Genomic DNA, 19353 nt, shown 5'->3' with positions numbered 1-19353 from the left:
CCCTGATATTTTAGGTTTGTTATTTTGAGGTGCTACCAGATTGAGGAATGAGCTGGGCCTTTAGATTGGGGTCTTCCATCTCCTTATCCAACGGAAACATGGGTCTATTGATTCGTTGGTAGCCCAACCGCTCCAAATCTTGATCTACTCCTCCAGGAGTAAGAGCCATAATCCAATCCCCTCTCATATTGTAAAGTTCAGGTACCAAATACCCAATTTTCACGACTAGGATGTCTATGTTTCTTGGGTCCAATCCCAAATTGGTAAAATCACTTTCCTTGTGGTAGGGCTTCCGTTTTTTGGTAACGATTACCGAAATACTGCCCACTTTGACTACCACTTCCGTTTCGGCATGTCTATCTCCATGCTTAATGGCCTCTATTGTTCCCGAGAGTTCAATGGGAGGCGAAAAGCGACTGTCCACCTGGGCTCCTGCCAATGCCGTTATTTTTTCTCCCACACCCAATTCCACTGCTTTTTGCACCAAATCTGGGCCAGGAATGGATGCATAAATCAAACTCGGGCCATTGGTGGAAGCAAATTCCGGTCTTGACAATAACTCTCTCAGGGTCCAGGTAACATCACCAGCGCCGCCGGCAGTTGGGTTATCTCCCATATCGCTGATGATAAATGGCTTTTCCTTGCTGGACAACGCTTTTTTCAAGCTCTCCTCCAACGTTGTGGTTGGCGCTACAAATTCAAAGGCATTTCTAGCCTCCCAAAAACTGCTGGCCAGTTGTTCTGCACCTTGGGTTACTTTGTCCCTGTCGTCCCCAGTTACCATGACCACGGCGTGATTTCTAGGTTCGTCCGCCCAGGCATATCCTACCCAAATGGCAGCATCTACAACGCCTTCCTGATTAGCAGCTGGCGCTACCTTGGCATAAAGACTTTTTCCAGGTTCAACACGGGTACTCGTCATCTCCCCCGGTAAAAGTATGGGAACTGGAATCCAAGCTTTATAGGCAGGCTTTCCTTGATTACTTTCCAATCTATCCAGAAGATTCACTACCGCCCTTTTTTTGGATTCCATGGCATCTTCGTGTGGTGCCATACGGTAGCAGGTTATTAAATCGGTTTGTTCTGCAAGCCTTTGTGAAACATTGCCATGCAGATCCATGCAGGTGGATATAAGCGTTTCGTATCCAACCACTTCCCGAATACGGGAAATTAGGTCCCCTTCGGGGTCATCCAGACCCTCAACACTCATAGCTCCATGTATGTCAAAAAAGAGTCCGTCATAAGGTGAATTTTCCTTGAGCATTTCCAAAGTTTTGCCCACCAAGGATTCGTAGGTTTCCTTAGTTACAATACCGCCTGGCAATGCATGACCTTTTAGGGTTGGAAACCAATGGGCGCGTTTTCTCGAGAGTGAATCTTTGGACATAAATGGATACAGAGAAAAGACATCATCTCCGGTTTTGGCATGGAAAGCCTCCTCCAATGTAACCGCAGGGGAGAAGGTACTGGATTCAATAGCAATTCCTGCGATGGCTATTTTGGGGAGCGTATCTTTTGCTGTCTTCTTATCAGGGGATTTGGTGTTGCAACCCATAAGTAAAAGAAGCAGGGACAAAGAAAGGACAATCTTGTTCATGTTCAATAATTATCTGTTGATTAGAATTTCGCAGCTAGGTTCACGAAGTTAATGGAAAATGAATGAAATTTTACAAGGGACCAGAACGGATAAAGGGATTAACTTTTGCTTACTTTGTTGAAATGCCTTAAACCGAATTAAAAATGAAACCATTTACAAAACTTATCATTGCTAGTTTTCTCTTGATAAGCTGCATTCCAGAGAAAAATCATGATGAAGATATTATAGCAACAGTTGAAGAAGAGAAGCAAGCGATCAAATCCACATTGGTATCCATGTGGGATGCCATTGAAAAAGGCGATGTTGAACGCTATGCAACCTATGTCCATCCTGATTTTACCCAATTTGGCGAGACCGATTCAATCCTCAGAGTGGGGAAGGAGGCAGAAGTGCGTGGAGTAGCAGCTTGGGTAAAAAATTCTGAAGGTATTCACACCGAAATGGATGAACCTCAAGTGACTGTTAAGGGCAATGTGGCTTGGATTACTTATTATTGGAGGGATAAGGGTATTACCAATGGCGAACCGTTTGCTTCGCGAGGCAAGTCCACCCGGATTTTTGTCAAGGAAAATGGGAAGTGGCTATGCATTCATGGGCACTATACCCTGCTATGATTATTTTGAGGTGTTTTGAAGCTGGGTGACCAGCTGTTTGGCAAGAAGGGTATATCCCTCCGCGTTTGGATGTAGGCCATCGGTAAAAAGGGACTCGTTTAAAGTTCCATTCTCCAGTAACAAGGGGTTGCCAATATCCGCGTATGGGATGTTTTCCAACTGGGCCAATTCGGCAATTTTCAGGTTAATTTCCTTAACCCGGGCCTCTTTTCCCGTTCTTGGCAAGATCCCTATAAGATGTAGTTGACTTTTGGGTTGCCGAATTTTTATCGCTTGAATCAGATTTTGTAGTCCGGAAATAATTTCTGAATCCGTATTGAGATGGAGATTGTTGGTTCCAATCATAAGAATAATGCTTTCCGATTCGAACCCGTCCAACTCACCATGCTGCACTCGCCATAGCACATTTTCAATACGATCCCAGCCATAACCAAAATTGCGAACACCAAGTGGCACCATGACCTCATCCCAGGAATCCGCTCCGTTGGCAATACTTGATTTCGGTTCTCCGCCCCAAAAATTGATAATGGAATCCCCGAACAGACAGATTTTGGGAGGATTTTCCCGGTTGCGTTCAAGTATGGCTTGGTGCCTATTTTCCCATTGATACACTGCAATATCCCTACTTTGATTTTTGGGGATTGTGGTGGAAATTTCCCCTTTGGGTTCATTCAGAACTACACGGATCAGTTGTTCATAGGCATCAGCATATTGTAGCATGCCATAATCATTGGGATGAATGATATCCACAAAAGAATCAAAACCTAGACCGATAGTGTCCTTCGCCAACAAGAAAACATCCGTATACCCTTCAGATTTTAATTGGTTGTATGCATTCTGTAGGTCTTCATTTAGAGGCACGTATCGGTTTTTGTTTTCTTGGTTGGTAAAATCATCGGCATAGCCTACATGTGCCGTCAAAATTATTGGGGTATTGGGTCTTTTCTCCTTTAATCGTTTTACAGCATTCAATACGAGTAGTTGGGTGTTCTCTCGATTCGGACTCAGATTGGGAAGGCAATCAAGAATATAGAGTTTGGCATCAATTTCGGTCATTAACTTAATGAGTTCAGGTTCTAATCTACCATTCCCCGAAAAGCCAAGATTGATGATGGTTCTGTCCAGTCTACGTTCCAATATATTGGTCCAAGCCATTCCGGGTCGAGAGGCACATGCTCCTTGACAAATGGAGGTACCATAGGCTACAATGGGCTTCTCTTTTCTTATGGGAAGGGGATTTAAAAAGGAACCTTCTGCTATACCGATTTCCAAGCTTTCAATTTCATTGTAAAGCGGTAAAAAAAGCTGGTACTCCCGCCCGTATTGGTAGTACGCCTTGGTATCCGAGTCAATGGTGAAGGTATAGTTACTTTCCTTATCCAAGGAATAGAAACCCCAATGTCGAATCCAATCACCATGAGGGGTTTTGCCGTACAAATCCAATCCACTGACCCCTGTGGCCGGCATGTGAGGTAAAGAGAGCCCTCCTTTAAGGGTGTATTTTACGCGAATGCTTTTGGCGTTACTCCAGAATCTAATGGACAGGCCTGCTGCTTGTTTTGATAAGTTCCAAACCGCTTTTCTTATGTTTTTTTCTGCACGGGCAGGAAGTCTGTGGAACTGGGATTCCACCTCCTTGGGCCAAGCTTGGCCTGAAATCACTGGGAACTCATGCTCGGCAGGATTCCACCATTTAATGTCTGTCTTTTCTTGAGCTGAAGCTTGTGAAAGAAATATGAGAAATGTAAAGAGCATAACGCTTTTCATGAGTGCAATTTTGGAGGGTTTGTGTGCAGTCCACTAAAATAGTCCAAGTTTTGGGTAGTATGCAATACCGACCTACCTGGATTTTGTGATATGTACCACTCAATGATGTCCAAGGACCTTCAAAAATTTGAAATACAACTCGAACCTGCTAAGTCCCAACGAATCACTATCTTTGCAGCCCAAAATTTAGGACGGGTCAATGCGCAAAAAAGTTGCTTTTTATACCTTGGGATGCAAGCTTAATTTCTCCGAAACTTCTACCATAGCTAGAAGTTTTGAAAAAGAGGACTTTGACCGTGTGGGCTTTGCCGAGAGGGCCGACATTTATGTGATAAATACATGTTCTGTTACGGAAAATGCAGACAAACGTTTTAAGACCATTGTAAAACAAGCCCAAAAAAATAACCCGGAAGCCTTTGTGGCTGCTGTGGGATGCTATGCACAGTTGAAACCGGAGCAATTGGCCGAGGTTGACGGAGTGGATTTGGTTTTGGGTGCAACGGAAAAGTTTAAGATTACCGATTACCTTAACGACCTTACCAAAAATGAGCATGGAGAAGTGCATTCCTGTGAGATTGAAGATGCTGATTTTTATGTTGGTAGTTATGGCATTGGGGATAGAACCAGAGCATTTTTAAAGGTCCAGGACGGTTGTGACTACAAGTGCACCTATTGTACCATTCCGCTGGCTAGGGGAATATCACGAAGTGATACTTTGGAAAATGTTCTGGTCAATGCATCTGAAATTGCTTCCAAGGGCATTAAGGAAATTGTGCTTACCGGGGTGAATATTGGCGATTATGGAAAAGGGGAGTTTGGCAACAAAAAGCATGAACATACCTTCTTCGAATTGGTCCAGGCGTTGGATCAAGTTGATGGGATTCACCGCCTCCGGATTTCCTCCATTGAACCCAATCTTTTAAAGAACGAAACCATCGACTTTGTCTCAAAGAGCGATTCCTTTGTTCCGCATTTCCATATCCCATTGCAAAGTGGAAGTGATGAGATTCTGAAAAAGATGCGTCGTCGATACTTGTCCAATCTTTATGTCGATAGGGTGCACAGAATAAAACGAGTAATGCCTCACGCCTGCATTGGCGTGGATGTCATTGTTGGTTTTCCCGGAGAAACAGATGAACAATTTTTGGAGACCTATCACTTCTTAAACGAATTGGATATTTCTTATTTGCATGTTTTTACCTATTCCGAACGGGATAATACCCTGGCAGCTGAAATGGGGAACCCTGTTCCCAAAAATGTTCGGGCCAAGCGAAGCAAAATGCTTCGGGGACTTTCTGCCAAAAAACGCCGGGCGTTTTATGAAAGTCAGTTGGGAAGCACCCGAACGGTCTTGTTTGAGGGTGAAAACAAATCGGGGTACATACATGGATTCACGGAAAACTACGTAAAGGTGAAAGCGCCTTGGAATCCAGAATTGATAAACACCCTGCATCTTGTGGAACTTACCCAGATTGATGAAGATGGTTTGGTGCGGTTCGAGTTTGTTCCTGAAAAGATTATGGCATAAAAAAACCTCTCTAAATGAGAGGTCTTCAACTCGTTTTGTGTTTCTTGGTTAGATGCGAATTCCTACCGGAAGCATCTCTTTGTACTGTCTGTTCTTTCTTAAAAAACCTGCTATATGTGGACTTGTGGGTACCACTCTGAGGTTCTTTTCTTGAATTTCATGCAAAACGGCCTTAATGAACGTTTCTTTAAAACCTTCTTGAGTAATTTCCTCTGGAATGACCAATTTGGTCAAAAACACCTTGCGTTCTTGTGAGGAGTACTCAATTTTAGCCAAATGGCCATCAACCCTAGTTTCAAATTGGCGTAAGAAACTATTGTCATTAATTTCCATTTCTGTCATATAGTATTGTTTTAAAAATTGACACAGCACATTACCAAAGCGGTAATTTTAATATCGTCCCTTTTGGTTATTTGTTCAAAAATGAGCGGGGCCTGTTGCAAAAGGGACACAAAATTAGTCAAAAAATTGTTAATTTCCTAGCCCAATTGATATTAGGAAGAAATGCCCCATTCCAAAATCCATTTGTATTTGATGCCTGGCATGGCAGCCAATCCTTCTATTTTTGATGGGATTAAATTACCTCCAGAAACCTTTGTACTCCATAGGTTGGAATGGTTTGTTCCAGACAAGGGAATGTACCTAGTGGATTATGCAAAAAAAATGGTAGCTCAAATTCAACATAAAAACCCTGTTTTGCTGGGTGTTTCCTTCGGAGGACTTTTGGTTCAGGAAATGGCACATCTCATCAAAGTAAAGAAGACTATAGTGGTTTCTGCGGTGAAACATCAGCATGAATTACCCAAGAAAATGCTGTTTGCAAAATATACCAAGGCACATAAACTTTTACCAACTGGACTGGTGAACAACGTAGAACTTTTAGCTCGATATGCGTTTGGCGAACGCGCTACCAAGCGACTAGATCTTTATGAAACCTATTTGTCGGTTAGGGATAAACGTTATATAGATTGGGCAATTGACAACATTGTCAATTGGACTCCCCCGGCACCTATAACCAATCTTGTTCATATTCATGGAGATAAGGATGCCGTATTTCCTATTGAAAAGATAAAGGATTGCATCACGATTAAAAATGGGACACACACCATGATTATTCATCGTGCAAGATGGTTTAATGAGCATCTTCCCGCAATTATTTTAGAAGAAGGAAGTTCTATATAGTATATTTAACCAAACAAATGAGGTAATTTATGAAACATGTTAAAAACATACTGGCCGTAATTGGACTAGTGGTTGTGGTAGGAAGTTTGATTTTTGCAGTACAGTCCAAACCGGAGGATTTTGTTCAAGCCAAATCGGGAGAACAAGGTGTTGAAAATGATAAAAATGTAGCTGATGGATACCGAATCAGTGCTATTGAAATTCCAGAAGATTTAAACTTTGCAGGGGAGCCAGTACCTGTAGATGACCCGGAGGTTATGGAGCGAGTGGACCGGGAGTTCTTGGTAAACACCTACTGGCAGTCCAATGCATTATTATTAATGAAAAGAGCCAACAAATACTTCCCCATAATAGAACCCATACTTGCCAAAAATGGAATTCCGGACGATTTCAAATATTTGGCGGTTGCGGAAAGTGCACTGATTGATGTAGCCTCGCCGAAAGGAGCAGCAGGCATGTGGCACTTTATGCGAGCCACAGGTAGGGAATATGGGTTGGAGGTAAACTCCAATGTGGATGAACGCTACCATATTGAGAAATCTACCCAAGCAGCTTGCGAGTACATCAACAAATGGAAAAAACGCTTTGGCACCTGGACCTTGACTGCGGCCTCATATAATGCTGGCCCTGGTGGCATACAGAAGTATATGAATATCCAAAAGGTGGACAATTACTATGATCTTCTATTGGGCCAGGAAACAGGACGTTATGTATTTCGAATTTTGGCCCTCAAGGAAATTCTTTCCAACCCCGATAAATATGGATTTGATGTAGAGCAGGAGGATTTTTACAAAACTGTACCCACCTTTTCGGTGCAAGTGGATACCGCAGTAACCAGCTGGGCAGATTTTGCCAAGCTTTACGAAATCAACTATAAGATTCTAAAAAGGCATAACCCTTGGTTGCGCGAACCTCATTTGAACAATGCTTCCCGTAAAAAATACGTGGTTGAGATTCCCAACAAAGGATATTACCGTAATATTAGTGCCGGAGAATAAACACTTGAAAACTCAAGTTTCAAATGCCCAATTCCAACAACGTATGGATTGGAATTTTCACATTTGGGAATTGAAACATTTCCGTATTAAATACGCTTCATCTGCTGCTGCATCATCTTGATCTGCTCCGTCAGCATATTGTTCTTGTCCAATTTCTTGGCTTCTTGCAATAACTGGGTGGCTTCCCGCTTTCTGCGCTTTTGCATGGAAATTCCTGCAAGGCTTAACTTTGCCATGGCCACATCATAGTCCATGGTCAAACCAAGTTTAAGGGCTTTTTTGAAGTACTTTTCTGCTTGGGTCAAGTTCTTTTGAGAATAAATAATGCCGTGCAAGTAGTTGTAGTAACCTTGCTGTTTCTTGATCAATGCAGATTCCGGATTCTTGATCTTTCCCAGCCATTTTTGGGTGCCTTCCATGTCTTGCTTCCGCATCCGAAGAAATGCCATGAGGATGAATTCATTTCGGAAATACAGAAAAATAAAAACCAAGGAAAGTAGAATCAAGGAAATACCGTTGCCAATGTAGCCCTCGGCAAACTGATACCCTGAGTAGCCTACTATTAAGGCCGCAATGACTAATTTTATATTTTTATGGAACATATTTTGTTCGGATTTTAAGTCGGTTTCAAGAGGAGGCAAAAGTACTAAAAACTAAATTAAAAATTTTCTTTTTGCACTTGCCAAAGTAAAAACTCTTCGTATATTTGCGCCCAGAATTTTTCGGGTAGTTTTATCTCCCAGCAACAAAATCCATTAAAAGAGTTCCGAAATGAAAAGAACGTATCAGCCGTCAAAGAGGAAGAGAAGAAACAAGCATGGTTTTAGAGAACGCATGGCGACTGCCAATGGTAGAAAAGTTCTTGCTAGAAGAAGAGCGAAGGGAAGAAAGAAATTATCTGTTTCATCAGAACCACGTCATAAGAAATAATGACTGTAAATAACTTTTTAATAAAGGTGCTACTTTTTCAAGATTAGCACCTTTTTTTTGACCTAATTTTGAAAAATTTGATAACGAGTAACCCTAATTAGAATGCCCAAAAGAAAAGACCTTAAATCGATTTTGATTATTGGTTCTGGCCCTATCATCATTGGTCAGGCATGTGAGTTTGATTATTCCGGTTCCCAATCCTTAAGATCTCTTCGCGAAGATGGTATAGAAACCATCTTGATCAATAGCAACCCTGCTACGATTATGACGGATCCTGCCATGGCGGATCATGTATACCTGAAACCCTTGAACACCAAATCAATTATTGAGATTTTAAAAAACCACCCCAACATTGATGCGGTACTTCCCACAATGGGTGGACAAACGGCTCTGAATCTGTGTATTGAGGCTGATGAAAAAGGTATTTGGGAGGATTTTGGAGTGGAAATCATCGGTGTTGATATCGACGCAATCAATATCACCGAAGATCGTGAGAAGTTCAGGGAATTGATGCTCAAGATAGGGATTGGTATGCCTCCGCAAGCATCAGCCACCTCTTTTCTTAAAGGAAAGGAAATTGCCCAAGAATTTGGATTTCCATTGGTAATTCGTGCTTCTTTTACCCTTGGTGGGGCAGGGGCATCCATTGTATATGATCCTGAAGATTTTGACACCCAATTAAGTCATGGGTTGGAAGTTTCACCTATTCATGAGGTGATGATAGACAAGGCCTTGATGGGCTGGAAAGAATACGAATTGGAATTGCTTCGGGATAAAAATGACAATGTGGTCATTATTTGTACCATTGAAAATATGGATCCCATGGGAATTCACACAGGAGACTCCATTACTGTGGCTCCCGCAATGACTTTATCCGATAGGACATTCCAACGAATGCGTGATATGGCCATCCATATGATGCGCAGCATTGGGGATTTTGCAGGGGGATGTAACGTTCAATTTGCAGTGAGCCCTGATGAAAAGGAAGATATTATTGCCATTGAGATTAACCCTAGGGTGTCCCGTTCTTCGGCCTTGGCATCTAAGGCGACAGGATACCCTATTGCGAAAATTGCCACCAAACTGGCCATTGGTTACAGTTTGGATGAATTGGATAACCAAATTACCAAATCCACCTCGGCCTTGTTTGAGCCCACTTTGGACTACGTTATCGTAAAAATCCCAAGATGGAACTTTGACAAGTTTGAAGGTTCTGATCGGACTCTGGGGCTTCAGATGAAGTCTGTGGGAGAGGTCATGGGTATTGGTAGATCGTTTCAAGAAGCGTTGCACAAGGCCACACAGTCGTTGGAAATCAAACGAAATGGTCTTGGCGCAGATGGCAAGGGTTACAAGGACTACGATAAAATTATTCAAAAACTAAAAGTGCCCAGTTGGGACAGGGTGTTTGTACTCTATGATGCCATCCAGTTGGGTATTCCATTGAAGACCATCCATGATATCACCAAGATAGATATGTGGTTCCTTAAGCAATACGAGGAACTTCATTATCTGGAAATGGAGATTTCGAAATACACGGTGGAGAGCCTTTCCAAATCCCTGTTGTTGGAGGCTAAACAAAAAGGTTTTGCGGACCGTCAAATAGCCCATATGTTGGATTGTTACGAAAGTGAAGTCCATAAAAAGAGAATGGCCCTGAAAATCAATAGGGTCTATAAACTGGTGGATACCTGTGCTGCTGAATTTAAGGCGATGACCCCTTATTATTACTCCACCTTTGAGGAAGAAATTGAAACGGCTGATGGTACCCGTTTTGTGGCCAACGATAGTGAAGTCACCGATAGAAAAAAGATTGTGGTCTTGGGTTCAGGACCCAATAGAATAGGGCAGGGGATTGAATTTGATTACTGCTGTGTGCATGGGGTTTTGGCGGCAGCCGAATGTGATTATGAAACCATCATGATCAACTGTAATCCTGAAACCGTATCAACGGATTTTGACACCGCAGATAAGCTCTATTTTGAACCTGTTTTCTGGGAGCATATTTATGATATCATTCTTCATGAAAAGCCAGAAGGAGTCATTGTGCAATTGGGTGGACAAACAGCCTTGAAGCTGGCCGAAAAGTTGGATCGTTATGGCATTAACATCATCGGAACCAGTTTCAAATCCTTGGATTTAGCAGAAGACAGGGGTAGTTTTTCTACTTTGCTGAAGGAAAATGACATCCCTTACCCACGATTTGGAGTGGCCGAAACTGCGGATGAAGCCTTGCAACTTGCAGATGAGCTTAATTTTCCACTTTTGGTGCGTCCGTCTTATGTTTTGGGTGGACAGGGAATGAAGATTGTGATCAATAAGGAAGAGTTGGAAGCGCATGTAGTGGATTTGCTCCGCAGCATCCCCAACAATAAACTTTTGTTGGATCATTATTTGGATGGTGCCATTGAAGCAGAAGCAGATGCCATTTGTGATGGAGAAGAGATCTACATCATCGGTATCATGGAGCATATAGAGCCCTGTGGTATCCATTCTGGGGATTCCAATGCAACCTTGCCTCCTTTTAATCTAGGAGAATTTGTGATGCAACAAATAAAGGACCACACCAAGAAGATAGCTTTGGCTCTTAAAACGGTTGGACTGATCAATATCCAATTTGCCATCAAGGACGACATTGTATATATCATTGAAGCAAATCCGAGGGCATCGCGTACAGTTCCATTTATAGCGAAGGCTTACGGAGAACCCTATGTGAATTATGCGACCAAGGTAATGTTGGGGGAAAAGAAGGTCAAAGACTTTGATTTCAAGCCTCATTTGGACGGGTATGCGATAAAACAACCGGTGTTCTCGTTCAACAAGTTCCCTAACGTGAATAAGAATCTGGGCCCGGAAATGAAAAGTACAGGAGAGAGCATCCTCTTTATAGATAGTCTAAAAGACGATGATTTCTACAACCTGTACTCCCGAAGGAAGATGTACCTCAGCAAATAGAGCTTCAGCTAATTCGCGGTATCCACATACCCATGGTGGCTGCAAAAGTCCCCAAAGCTGTTATAAGAGTCAGGATTATCATGCCCATGGACATGGCAATCTTGGCTCCTCCTGACTTGTTTTTCTGTGCTAAAAAGTAAAGTTCCAACACCGCCAAAGGAAGAAGGTATTGGGCAAAACCCAAGAAGACTAGGAACGGACCCCGGAAGGTCTCCGGGTCAAATCCCACAGGTCTTCCGTGAACGAATAGCCAAAACATCAAGCCTATTCTAAAGAACCATACCCCCGCCATGGTTAGGAACAGTCTTAGAGCCCACTTTCGGTGTACCACAAAATCTCGCTTCATGGCTGTTCTTATGGCCATTAGGGCAAAGACCAAAATAAGTGCGCCATTTAGACTCACACTAATATCTCCAACCAAGCCGCTGATGGTGCCCTTGGTTATAACCATGTAGATTCCACTTAAACTGATCAAAAAGGCAGCTCCAATGTAAAATCGTCCATTCCAGCGATGTAAGCGAGGGAAATAATTCCTAAGTTTTGGAATGAATTGCATGGGCCCACCGACCATTACAATGACTGCAAAAAGCAAGTGTATGGCCACTGCCGTATTGCCCATGGTCTCACCTTCCACGTAACCGTGTGGTAAAACCCTGTTCCATCGCATAAAATCACCATCCATGGCGGCTCCTCCGTAGAATAACGCAACGTAAAGGGCAAATATCCACTGACCTAAAACGGCGACGGTAAACCAAACTTCAATGGATCTGTCCAATATTTTTTTAGGCCATATTTTAGTTGGCCTACCTGCGGTAAGCGTATTCGTTTTGATTGACATGATTGTTCGTTTTGTTGATTAATACATTGATGAAACTAGCTGTTCTGAATGGCAGAATCAGAAAACCCCTTGGCAATTAGCCATCCCATAAAGGCTATCATAAAAATGCCGTTCTGGGAATAGAAATGAAAGCTGATATCCAAATCAAAGATGTTGACCCAGGAGGCCGTAAATACCAGCGTAATGGCTGCCATTCCCCATAACGCCAATAATTTGGGCACCAATTTGGTTCTAAAAAGAAAATAGTAGAACACAAAGGCGGCCATGGCATAGGTAATTAATGCCATAAAATGCGACCAGAAGTAGTCCTCAATTTTTAACAAGCCTAGGGTGCGTAGGATGTCCAGATTAGTGGCACCAGGCTTCACAAATTCTCCGCTCAATGAAATCAATGACAAATGACTGATGTTGCCGTAGATGATGATGCCAAAATTAACCACCCAAAGCCCAAAAAAAGCGAGAGCGAACCCCAAGTTGTACGCTTTGATTTTGGGAAAAAGATAAATGGAAATAAAGAGCCATAAGGCGCTGGCAGTGATGTCCAGTACCATTCCTATGCGCATTCCCAGTGCGTTTTGATGGATATATTCCAGAAAATTTAGGTCTTCGGCCATTGATGTGGAAAGGCCTCTAAGATTTAATGAAGGTATACCCACCGCCATGATCAGGAGCATCAAGGCTCCCACAATTCTACCTGTTTTTTGATTTGTTTTCATGATTGTTCGTTTTTTACTGTCTTCCAACAGTAGATTGATGAATAAACTTTAGTACTTGTAAATTTTTCGTTTGGTTCGTTCAAATTGGTTCAAATGCCCCATTTTGCTAAACCCTTTGTTCAAGTTTTCGGATAATAGCCCAAGTGCATATGCCGTTTGCTGGTAGGCGAGCTCCACTTTCTTTTGGGTATGATACCTATGTAGCGCATAGCCGCAAAGAATCAAAACGGTGAGCCCTATACCTAGGAACCGGAAATGACGCTTGGTTCTTACTTTTTGTAATTTCATAATTGTTCGTTTTTTGACCTGTCTGCGTGTCTGCGAAATGTAAACCTACAGGCAGATTGATGAATGGTCTCAGGGATTCGCGGTGTTTACACCGGATAATCCCTGAATTTTAAAAAAGGCTTGATGAAAGCCTTAAGCAAATACCCCCATGGAATAACCAGGGTATCAATGATTACCGCAGTCACGCATACCCAAAAGAAGGATTCTGCGTTGGGAGTGATTGTCCCAGCATGTTTCATGGGAAGGTAAACCGTTAATGCCCAGATGGATTTGTAAGCCAATTGCAGTAGGATCAATGGCAGCATTTTTAACGGGTATCTTATGCCAATTCCCATGAGGGTAGCATAAGCCGCCCAAAAACTAAAAGTCACTCCGGTGATATAGTCCAGGGGCTCCGGAGGGAAGAGCAAATATTCCCAAGCTTCAAATACCAGTCCTATAAATGTGAGAAAATAGAGGCCGCGCATAAGCCAAATGCGCCATTTCGGGGGATATGGAATACCCTCTTGGTCATGTGTAGTTGTAAGTGATTTCATAACTGTTCGTTTTTTGATTGATTGACCCTTTGACTTCCTGCCTGTCGGCAGGCAGGCGCTCAGGGCAGATTGATGATTGATGAATAATGAAAGCTGATTGTTCGTTTTTTGATGGTATTTAGTTATTCTTTTCCTCCATAAAATAAAGTTGGTTAATTTTTCCATTTAAATTCACGCTGCCTGTTGAGGTGTTGGTGTAATTCAATCGCTCATAGGAAAGTTCAAGATTTCCAGAGCTTTTATCGCTGAACTTCAAGTCCAGATTTGTTCCTGATAGGGTCCCGACGGACTCAACTGATGTTTCAGAACTAAACTGGAGCCCATGATATTCTGGATTTGAAATACGTAGGATAATGCTGTCTTTCTTCTTCAAGGAAGAAACCACACTGATGTCCAAAGTATCGTCAATTATTAGGGTGCGAATGGAATCGATAATATAATCCGGGGCATTTACCTCAATACCTACTGCGTCTTGTTGTTCCATAAGAATTTTCAATCTTCCACTTGCTTTGATAACTGTAAAATGGGAAAGCTGCCTATTTTGCTTTAGCATTTGCACAGGTTTGATATTGGCTTTCCCTTCCTTCACATAGCTATGCACGAATAACTGAAAAATGAACGAAAATAGCAGGATAGCAATCAGCGCTCCCCATAAAATAAGACTACTCTTCTTCATTTTTGTGTTGGTTGTAAGCGTTGTTCAATTCTTCAATGCCAATGTCCAATAGACTCATTTGCTTGAATAGGTTAGGAAGGTTTTGTTCCAAAAACTCCTTACGTTTAATATCCAATACAGTGGTATATCCATTATTGGATACGAAGTATCCAATACCTCTTTTATTATAGATCACCTCCAAATCCTGTAGGTGGTTAAAGGCCCTTATGGCGGTATTGGGGTTGACCTCCACCATCATGGCTACCTCTCTAACGGAAGGGATTCTGCTTCCTTCTTGCCATTGTTTGCTCAATATGTTTTCATAAAAGAAATCCACTATTTGTAAATAAATGGGTTTACTGTTGTCAAAATCCATCCTACACCTCCTTTTCCCTCATTTTAAAATAAGCCACCACAAGCATTAGCGGACCAAATATGAAGCCATAGAACCATCGTCCAACAATGGAATAATCCATACCGGCCTTGTTGAATGCCATTGAACCTAGCCCGTCTTCGTCAAAAACACCAAGTTTATGGTTGAACATGGCGTACAATAGAAAATTGAAAAGAAAGAAGCCAAGTACTACGATTCCAACAGCCAATAAGGTTTTCCCGATCTTGTTTCTGGAAAAACTAAGCGCGCCCACCATGGCTACAGGTTGAACAAAAATATAGGTGCCAACAATAGTTAAATACGATTCTGAGAATAGCGTTAGCAGGTTAAAATTGGCTCCAAAAAGAATGATTCCCGCCGCCATGGCAACTGTCCCGACCAGCAGCGCCAAAACAGACAATACCAAGGTGTAGATCAGGCTAACCGTTAGCCATTTGCCCACTAGTCGTTCTATGGTAGAAATGGGAAGGGCCAGATATAATGCGTTGGTTTTTGGGTTGCCGAACTCGCGAAACAATGCAAAGGTGAACAGTATTCCCATAGGGATATAGATGATTCCGAAAATTCCATAAAACTCTTCCAAACTTAATTTTTGATCCCAGACCATGTTTAACAAACAAAAGAGAAAAACCAAGATGATGGCTACCAAAAATCCAGTCAGAAATGTACCTCGTAGCAGCACCAAGTCCCGCTTGATGAACTGTATTACCCGCTGAAAACTAAACCCTTGTCCCATGATCATTGTTTTGCATGATTTGATTTATTCTCGCAGGCTCGTTCAAGACCCCATTAAATAGAAGTTCCAAGTCCACCTCAGTTTCTTCCTTATCCATTCTGGCATGTACGGATCGTCCACCAAATGCCCCCTCAGAATAAATAAGTCCGGTTTGCTCCGTGCTGGATGCCCTACCAAACCAGAGCATTTTGGTCACCTGATCTAGGGATTCATCAAAAATGAGCTGAGCATTGTCCAAAATGATTACATGGTTGATAAGGCTATGAAGGTCTCGAACTTGATGGGTCGAAATCACTATACATTTCCCAGAATCAACACTGGCCGCCATGACCTTTCTAAATTGACTTTTGGACGGAATGTCCAAGCCATTGGTGGGTTCATCCATGAGTAACAGCTGTGTATTTACTGCAATACCAAAAGCTATTAGCACTTTCTTTTTTTGCCCAAAAGAAAGGTTGGAGATGATTTGTTGCGGTTTTAAATGGAATTCTTCCAAAAGATTGTAAAACTGTTCTTTGGAAAAATTGGGATAGAAAACCGAGTTGATATGTTCAAAAGCCTTTATGGAGATGGAAGGCAATTCAAATTCCTCGGGGATTAAAAAAATGTCCTGTAAGGTCTCTGGCTCTCTTTGCTGTATGGACCGCCCATTAAAAGTGCAATTACCGGATTTTGGAAACAACAACCCACTCATTATCTTGATCAAGGTGCTTTTCCCTTCCCCATTCTTACCAAACAAGCCATAGATATTGCCTGGCTTAAGTTCCAGATTAATGGACTTAAGTACCGAAGGACTGGTTGGATAGTTGAAATAAAGCTTGTTTGTCGTTAACATTTATAGCGTATTAGATAACTAGAACACTACAAATGTAAAATATTTTTTTGATTCTCCAAATTTTATGGAAAGAAGTAGTGGCGGATAAAAAATGTCCGCCACTACCAAAGAATATTATTTAATTTAAACTTACAAAGACAATTACCTCACAGTTATAGCTTAGGAACCATTCACTAATCTTGTCTGGTTAAGACGATATCTAAATCAACAGATTCATCAGAACCTTCTTGGTCAAAACTATAATAAACACCTGTCATGGTGGTTTCGCTAGGGAATTCCAAATCCTGTATGTCCAAAACGGAAATTGGAAAGCCTGTTCCAGCCGGCAAGGTAATGGTAACTTGAGTTTTGTTGCTGTTGAATAACCAAGTTCCCCCTTGAACAATGTCAGAATTCTTGGCAGGATCATAACAATTTAGATCTCCGATATCTACACTGGTACTTCCAGTTAAATCGGAGACGCTTCCTTCGGCCAAAATAAACTGGTCATCTGCAGCGCAAGTGCTGGATACATATAGTGTGCCTAAAATTGATGAACCGTTCACTGAAGCGCCTGTAAGCTTCCAAGTACCCACAATGGGATCTATGGGCGTAGGACTGTCATCTTTTTTACAAGCGTTAAGAAAGACAAGCATGGTTAAAATAAATGGAAGAAAGTTGCTCAATAATACATTGTGTTTTTTCATGGAATCTAATTTTTCGTTTAAATAAGCAATCTTCACTTTTTGGTTGAGATTCTTTGATTCCAATTGACGGATACCCAGTTTGAATTGACGAATGGGTTTATTATTGCTCAGTTTGAAAGATCATTAATAATAAAAGGCAAGCTTTAAGCTCACCTTTTCAATGATTTTAGACCTGAATTTTGTCATCTCTTTCTCATGGTTTGGACTTTACAAATTCAGACAAGCGGTCAAAGAAAGAGCCCCAGCCATTATAAAAGCCCATTTCTTCCTGTTGTTTGCAATACTCCTCAGTTTCGTGTACACAATTGAAGGTCAATTGGGTTTTGTCACCATCCGCCTTAAAAATGGTTTGGATTTCCACGCCTTCGGTCATAGGTTTAAAGTTGGCTGAGGTAATGATTCTTTCCTTCGGTACAATTTCTATGTACACTCCGTCGGCGGTAAATTCGCGGCCATCTGGCATGGTCATGGCATATTTCCATTGGCCTCCAACGGTAAAATCATGTTCTACTATTTTGGTTTCCATTCCGTTTGCTCCCCACCATTGTGCAATATGTTCTGGCTTTGTCCAGGCATCCCAAACTAGGTCTAGAGGGGCATCTAATGTTCGCTCAATGGTAAGGGTTCTGTTTTTTGGATTATTCATGCTTGTTGTTTTTGTTTTGTAATTGATTCAAATAGTTTTCAAAAGAGTCCAGTTTCTCTTCCCAGAGATTTCGGTATTGGTCAATCCATAAAAATGCAGGGATTAGGTTTTTTGGTTGAATAAGGCAGTGCCGTTCACGTCCTTTTTGACTATAGCTGATAATTCCGCATTCTTCCAAAATCTTTAGGTGTTTGGAAATGGCAGGTCTGCTCACCTGAAATTGCTCGGCCACCTCATTTACGGTCAAAGCCTGTTCCGACAGCAGCTTGATGATATCGCGCCGAACGGGATCTGCAATGGCTTGGAATACATCTCTTCTCATTTATAAGTAACCGTTTGGTTACAAATATATATGTAATCATTCGGTTACACAAATTTACAAATGAATTTTTTGGACTATTCGTTCTTTTCCTGTTGGTGAAGCGTTAAGTTTTTAGACAGTTTGTGCATCATCAATGCTATTCTGTCCGCTTGGGTATCTTCCTTTTTAGCAGCATAGATCCAATCCAAATATGCTTTTTGCTGCCCTTCAGTGAAAGATTGAAACGTTAATAGGAGGGATGCCGGCTCTTGACGAAAACATTCCATGATATCTTCGGGAATTTGAATGGGGTCTTCATCCAAATACAAAACAACTTTGACATAGTCCCCTGGCCATTTCCCAATTATCTTTCGGATGGCTGCCTTTACCGGCAAAAACATATGACCATTATTGAGCGGCATAATGTTGTACTGTTGAATGGGAAATCCATCTATACTCCCCTTTACCTTGACCCACCCAAAGGCATTGGATTTACCTTTGATTTTTCCTGGGATGCTTGCATAGGTCCATCCGCCCTTTCCCGGGCTTTTTTGAAGAAGGAATTCGCCTTTTATTATGGGTTCTTTCATTTTAATTTGTTAGCCTAATCCTTTGCATTTTGAAAAATAAACTGATCCAACCCGTCAGTTCGAGTGATTTTTTCGGCTTTCTGCCGCAAAAATAGTATCGAGAACAAGGGGTTTTTAATCAATTCCCTAATTCTCGATACTTTCCGTTGGAAATCTCGAACTGACGAATTTTTAATCAAAATGCCCAAAGGTCTGCATTAATAACTGGCATACATTTGATAGTGCAAAACACCTTGTTCCGGTTGGGAAGTATCAGCTTCTTCCATCAGGTTAAAGTATTTGGAAAAGGCAGGACTTTCCTGAACCTTGACCATAACTTCCCGAGCCGCATCCATACTTTCCCATAGAATGGTGTCGATAAAGCTCCGATCAGATTGAACCAAAAGTTCCCTTCGGATGAACCCGTTTTGCTTTTCCAAGAAATCTGTTTGCAAAGCTTTGGAGGCTTCCAACAGTTGTTGCTCCGTGATGCCCTCTTTGATGGTAAATGGGGCCCACTCCAAAATTTGATGATTGTTCATTTTTTGTGTTGTTTTTCATTTAACAACAAAGCTAATTCTG

The 19353-nt window shown here is 41.8% G+C and carries 23 protein-coding genes; 6 read left to right on the top strand and 17 right to left on the bottom strand.

Going from position 1 to position 19353, the window contains the following annotated elements; translation table 11 throughout:
- Positions 1–19: 19 nt before the first annotated feature.
- The gene (locus FGG15_RS05110; RefSeq protein WP_138833872.1) at positions 20–1597 is read right to left on the bottom strand and encodes a M81 family metallopeptidase; all 1578 of its coding nucleotides are present in this window, start codon (positions 1595–1597) and stop codon (positions 20–22) included.
- A gap of 143 nt (positions 1598–1740) precedes the next feature.
- Between FGG15_RS05110 and FGG15_RS05105 the strand changes: the two genes are divergently transcribed.
- Positions 1741–2211: a YybH family protein gene (locus tag FGG15_RS05105; protein WP_138833870.1), complete on the top strand. Its 471-nt coding sequence runs from the start codon at positions 1741–1743 to the stop codon at positions 2209–2211.
- Here FGG15_RS05105 and FGG15_RS05100 read toward each other — a convergent pair whose 3' ends face one another.
- Positions 2212–3978, bottom strand: coding sequence for an SGNH/GDSL hydrolase family protein (locus FGG15_RS05100; protein ID WP_138833868.1), 1767 nt, complete (start codon positions 3976–3978; stop codon positions 2212–2214).
- Positions 3979–4177: 199 nt separating this feature from the next.
- Here FGG15_RS05100 and mtaB point away from each other — a divergent pair, with 199 nt between their 5' ends.
- On the top strand, positions 4178–5506 hold the full coding sequence (gene mtaB / locus FGG15_RS05095; protein WP_138833866.1) for a tRNA (N(6)-L-threonylcarbamoyladenosine(37)-C(2))-methylthiotransferase MtaB: 1329 nt from the start codon (positions 4178–4180) through the stop codon (positions 5504–5506).
- 48 nt (positions 5507–5554) lie between these two features.
- Here mtaB and FGG15_RS05090 read toward each other — a convergent pair whose 3' ends face one another.
- A complete protein-coding gene (locus FGG15_RS05090) occupies positions 5555–5848 on the bottom strand; it encodes a GNAT family N-acetyltransferase (RefSeq protein ID WP_073176257.1) in 294 nt (97 codons plus the stop codon).
- A gap of 162 nt (positions 5849–6010) precedes the next feature.
- On the opposite strand from FGG15_RS05090, the gene FGG15_RS05085 reads away from it, so the two are divergent.
- Both FGG15_RS05085 and FGG15_RS05080 read left to right on the top strand, forming a co-directional pair.
- Entirely contained in the window at positions 6011–6688 is a 678-nt protein-coding gene (locus tag FGG15_RS05085; RefSeq protein WP_138833863.1) for a YqiA/YcfP family alpha/beta fold hydrolase, read from the top strand.
- A 29-nt stretch (positions 6689–6717) separates the two neighbouring features.
- Entirely contained in the window at positions 6718–7686 is a 969-nt protein-coding gene (locus tag FGG15_RS05080; RefSeq protein ID WP_138833861.1) for a lytic transglycosylase domain-containing protein, read from the top strand.
- 86 nt (positions 7687–7772) lie between these two features.
- On the opposite strand, the gene FGG15_RS05075 is transcribed toward FGG15_RS05080, so the two are convergent.
- On the bottom strand, positions 7773–8288 hold the full coding sequence (locus tag FGG15_RS05075) for a DUF2892 domain-containing protein (protein WP_138833860.1): 516 nt from the start codon (positions 8286–8288) through the stop codon (positions 7773–7775).
- Positions 8289–8457: 169 nt separating this feature from the next.
- Here FGG15_RS05075 and rpmH point away from each other — a divergent pair, with 169 nt between their 5' ends.
- Both rpmH and carB read left to right on the top strand, forming a co-directional pair.
- Positions 8458–8616, top strand: a complete 159-nt coding sequence (gene rpmH, locus FGG15_RS05070; protein ID WP_084598129.1) for a 50S ribosomal protein L34 — start codon at positions 8458–8460, stop codon at positions 8614–8616.
- A gap of 102 nt (positions 8617–8718) precedes the next feature.
- Complete coding sequence (carB, locus tag FGG15_RS05065) at positions 8719–11571, top strand: carbamoyl-phosphate synthase large subunit (protein ID WP_138833858.1); 2853 nt, start codon at positions 8719–8721, stop codon at positions 11569–11571.
- Positions 11572–11575: 4 nt separating this feature from the next.
- On the opposite strand, the gene FGG15_RS05060 is transcribed toward carB, so the two are convergent.
- The 13 genes from FGG15_RS05060 to FGG15_RS05000 all read right to left on the bottom strand — a co-directional run bounded on the left by FGG15_RS05060 (position 11576) and on the right by FGG15_RS05000 (position 19313).
- Positions 11576–12409: a DUF2306 domain-containing protein gene (locus FGG15_RS05060; protein WP_138833856.1), complete on the bottom strand. Its 834-nt coding sequence runs from the start codon at positions 12407–12409 to the stop codon at positions 11576–11578.
- A gap of 35 nt (positions 12410–12444) precedes the next feature.
- Positions 12445–13125 carry a DUF4386 domain-containing protein gene (locus FGG15_RS05055; protein ID WP_138833854.1) on the bottom strand — a complete coding sequence of 227 codons (681 nt, stop codon included), beginning with the start codon at positions 13123–13125 and terminating at the stop codon, positions 12445–12447.
- A gap of 48 nt (positions 13126–13173) precedes the next feature.
- A complete protein-coding gene (locus tag FGG15_RS05050) occupies positions 13174–13413 on the bottom strand; it encodes a hypothetical protein (protein WP_138833852.1) in 240 nt (79 codons plus the stop codon).
- 86 nt (positions 13414–13499) lie between these two features.
- Positions 13500–13949, bottom strand: coding sequence for a hypothetical protein (locus tag FGG15_RS05045; RefSeq protein WP_138833850.1), 450 nt, complete (start codon positions 13947–13949; stop codon positions 13500–13502).
- A gap of 118 nt (positions 13950–14067) precedes the next feature.
- Positions 14068–14625, bottom strand: coding sequence for a GIN domain-containing protein (locus tag FGG15_RS05040; protein ID WP_138833848.1), 558 nt, complete (start codon positions 14623–14625; stop codon positions 14068–14070).
- A complete protein-coding gene (locus FGG15_RS05035) occupies positions 14612–14980 on the bottom strand; it encodes a GntR family transcriptional regulator (protein ID WP_138833846.1) in 369 nt (122 codons plus the stop codon). Before FGG15_RS05035 ends, FGG15_RS05040 begins: the two co-directional genes overlap by 14 nt.
- 1 nt (position 14981) lies before the next feature.
- Positions 14982–15734, bottom strand: a complete 753-nt coding sequence (locus FGG15_RS05030) for a hypothetical protein (protein ID WP_138833844.1) — start codon at positions 15732–15734, stop codon at positions 14982–14984.
- Entirely contained in the window at positions 15718–16569 is an 852-nt protein-coding gene (locus FGG15_RS05025) for an ABC transporter ATP-binding protein (protein WP_138833842.1), read from the bottom strand. Before FGG15_RS05025 ends, FGG15_RS05030 begins: the two co-directional genes overlap by 17 nt.
- Positions 16570–16742: 173 nt before the next feature.
- Complete coding sequence (locus FGG15_RS05020) at positions 16743–17255, bottom strand: hypothetical protein (RefSeq protein WP_138833840.1); 513 nt, start codon at positions 17253–17255, stop codon at positions 16743–16745.
- Positions 17256–17448: 193 nt separating this feature from the next.
- A complete protein-coding gene (locus FGG15_RS05015; RefSeq protein WP_138833838.1) occupies positions 17449–17901 on the bottom strand; it encodes an SRPBCC family protein in 453 nt (150 codons plus the stop codon).
- Positions 17894–18223 (bottom strand): ArsR/SmtB family transcription factor, encoded by a 330-nt coding sequence (locus FGG15_RS05010; RefSeq protein ID WP_138833835.1) that lies wholly within the window; start codon positions 18221–18223, stop codon positions 17894–17896. Before FGG15_RS05010 ends, FGG15_RS05015 begins: the two co-directional genes overlap by 8 nt.
- A 74-nt stretch (positions 18224–18297) precedes the next feature.
- Positions 18298–18792, bottom strand: coding sequence for a YdeI/OmpD-associated family protein (locus FGG15_RS05005; protein WP_202619524.1), 495 nt, complete (start codon positions 18790–18792; stop codon positions 18298–18300).
- Between the two features lie 197 nt (positions 18793–18989).
- Positions 18990–19313 carry a hypothetical protein gene (locus FGG15_RS05000; protein ID WP_138833831.1) on the bottom strand — a complete coding sequence of 108 codons (324 nt, stop codon included), beginning with the start codon at positions 19311–19313 and terminating at the stop codon, positions 18990–18992.
- Between the last annotated feature and the right edge of the window lie 40 nt (positions 19314–19353).

Source organism: Flagellimonas algicola, from assembly GCF_005937185.1.
Lineage (GTDB): Bacteria > Bacteroidota > Bacteroidia > Flavobacteriales > Flavobacteriaceae > Flagellimonas > Flagellimonas algicola.
This window is presented reverse-complemented; position numbering and strand designations above follow the sequence as displayed.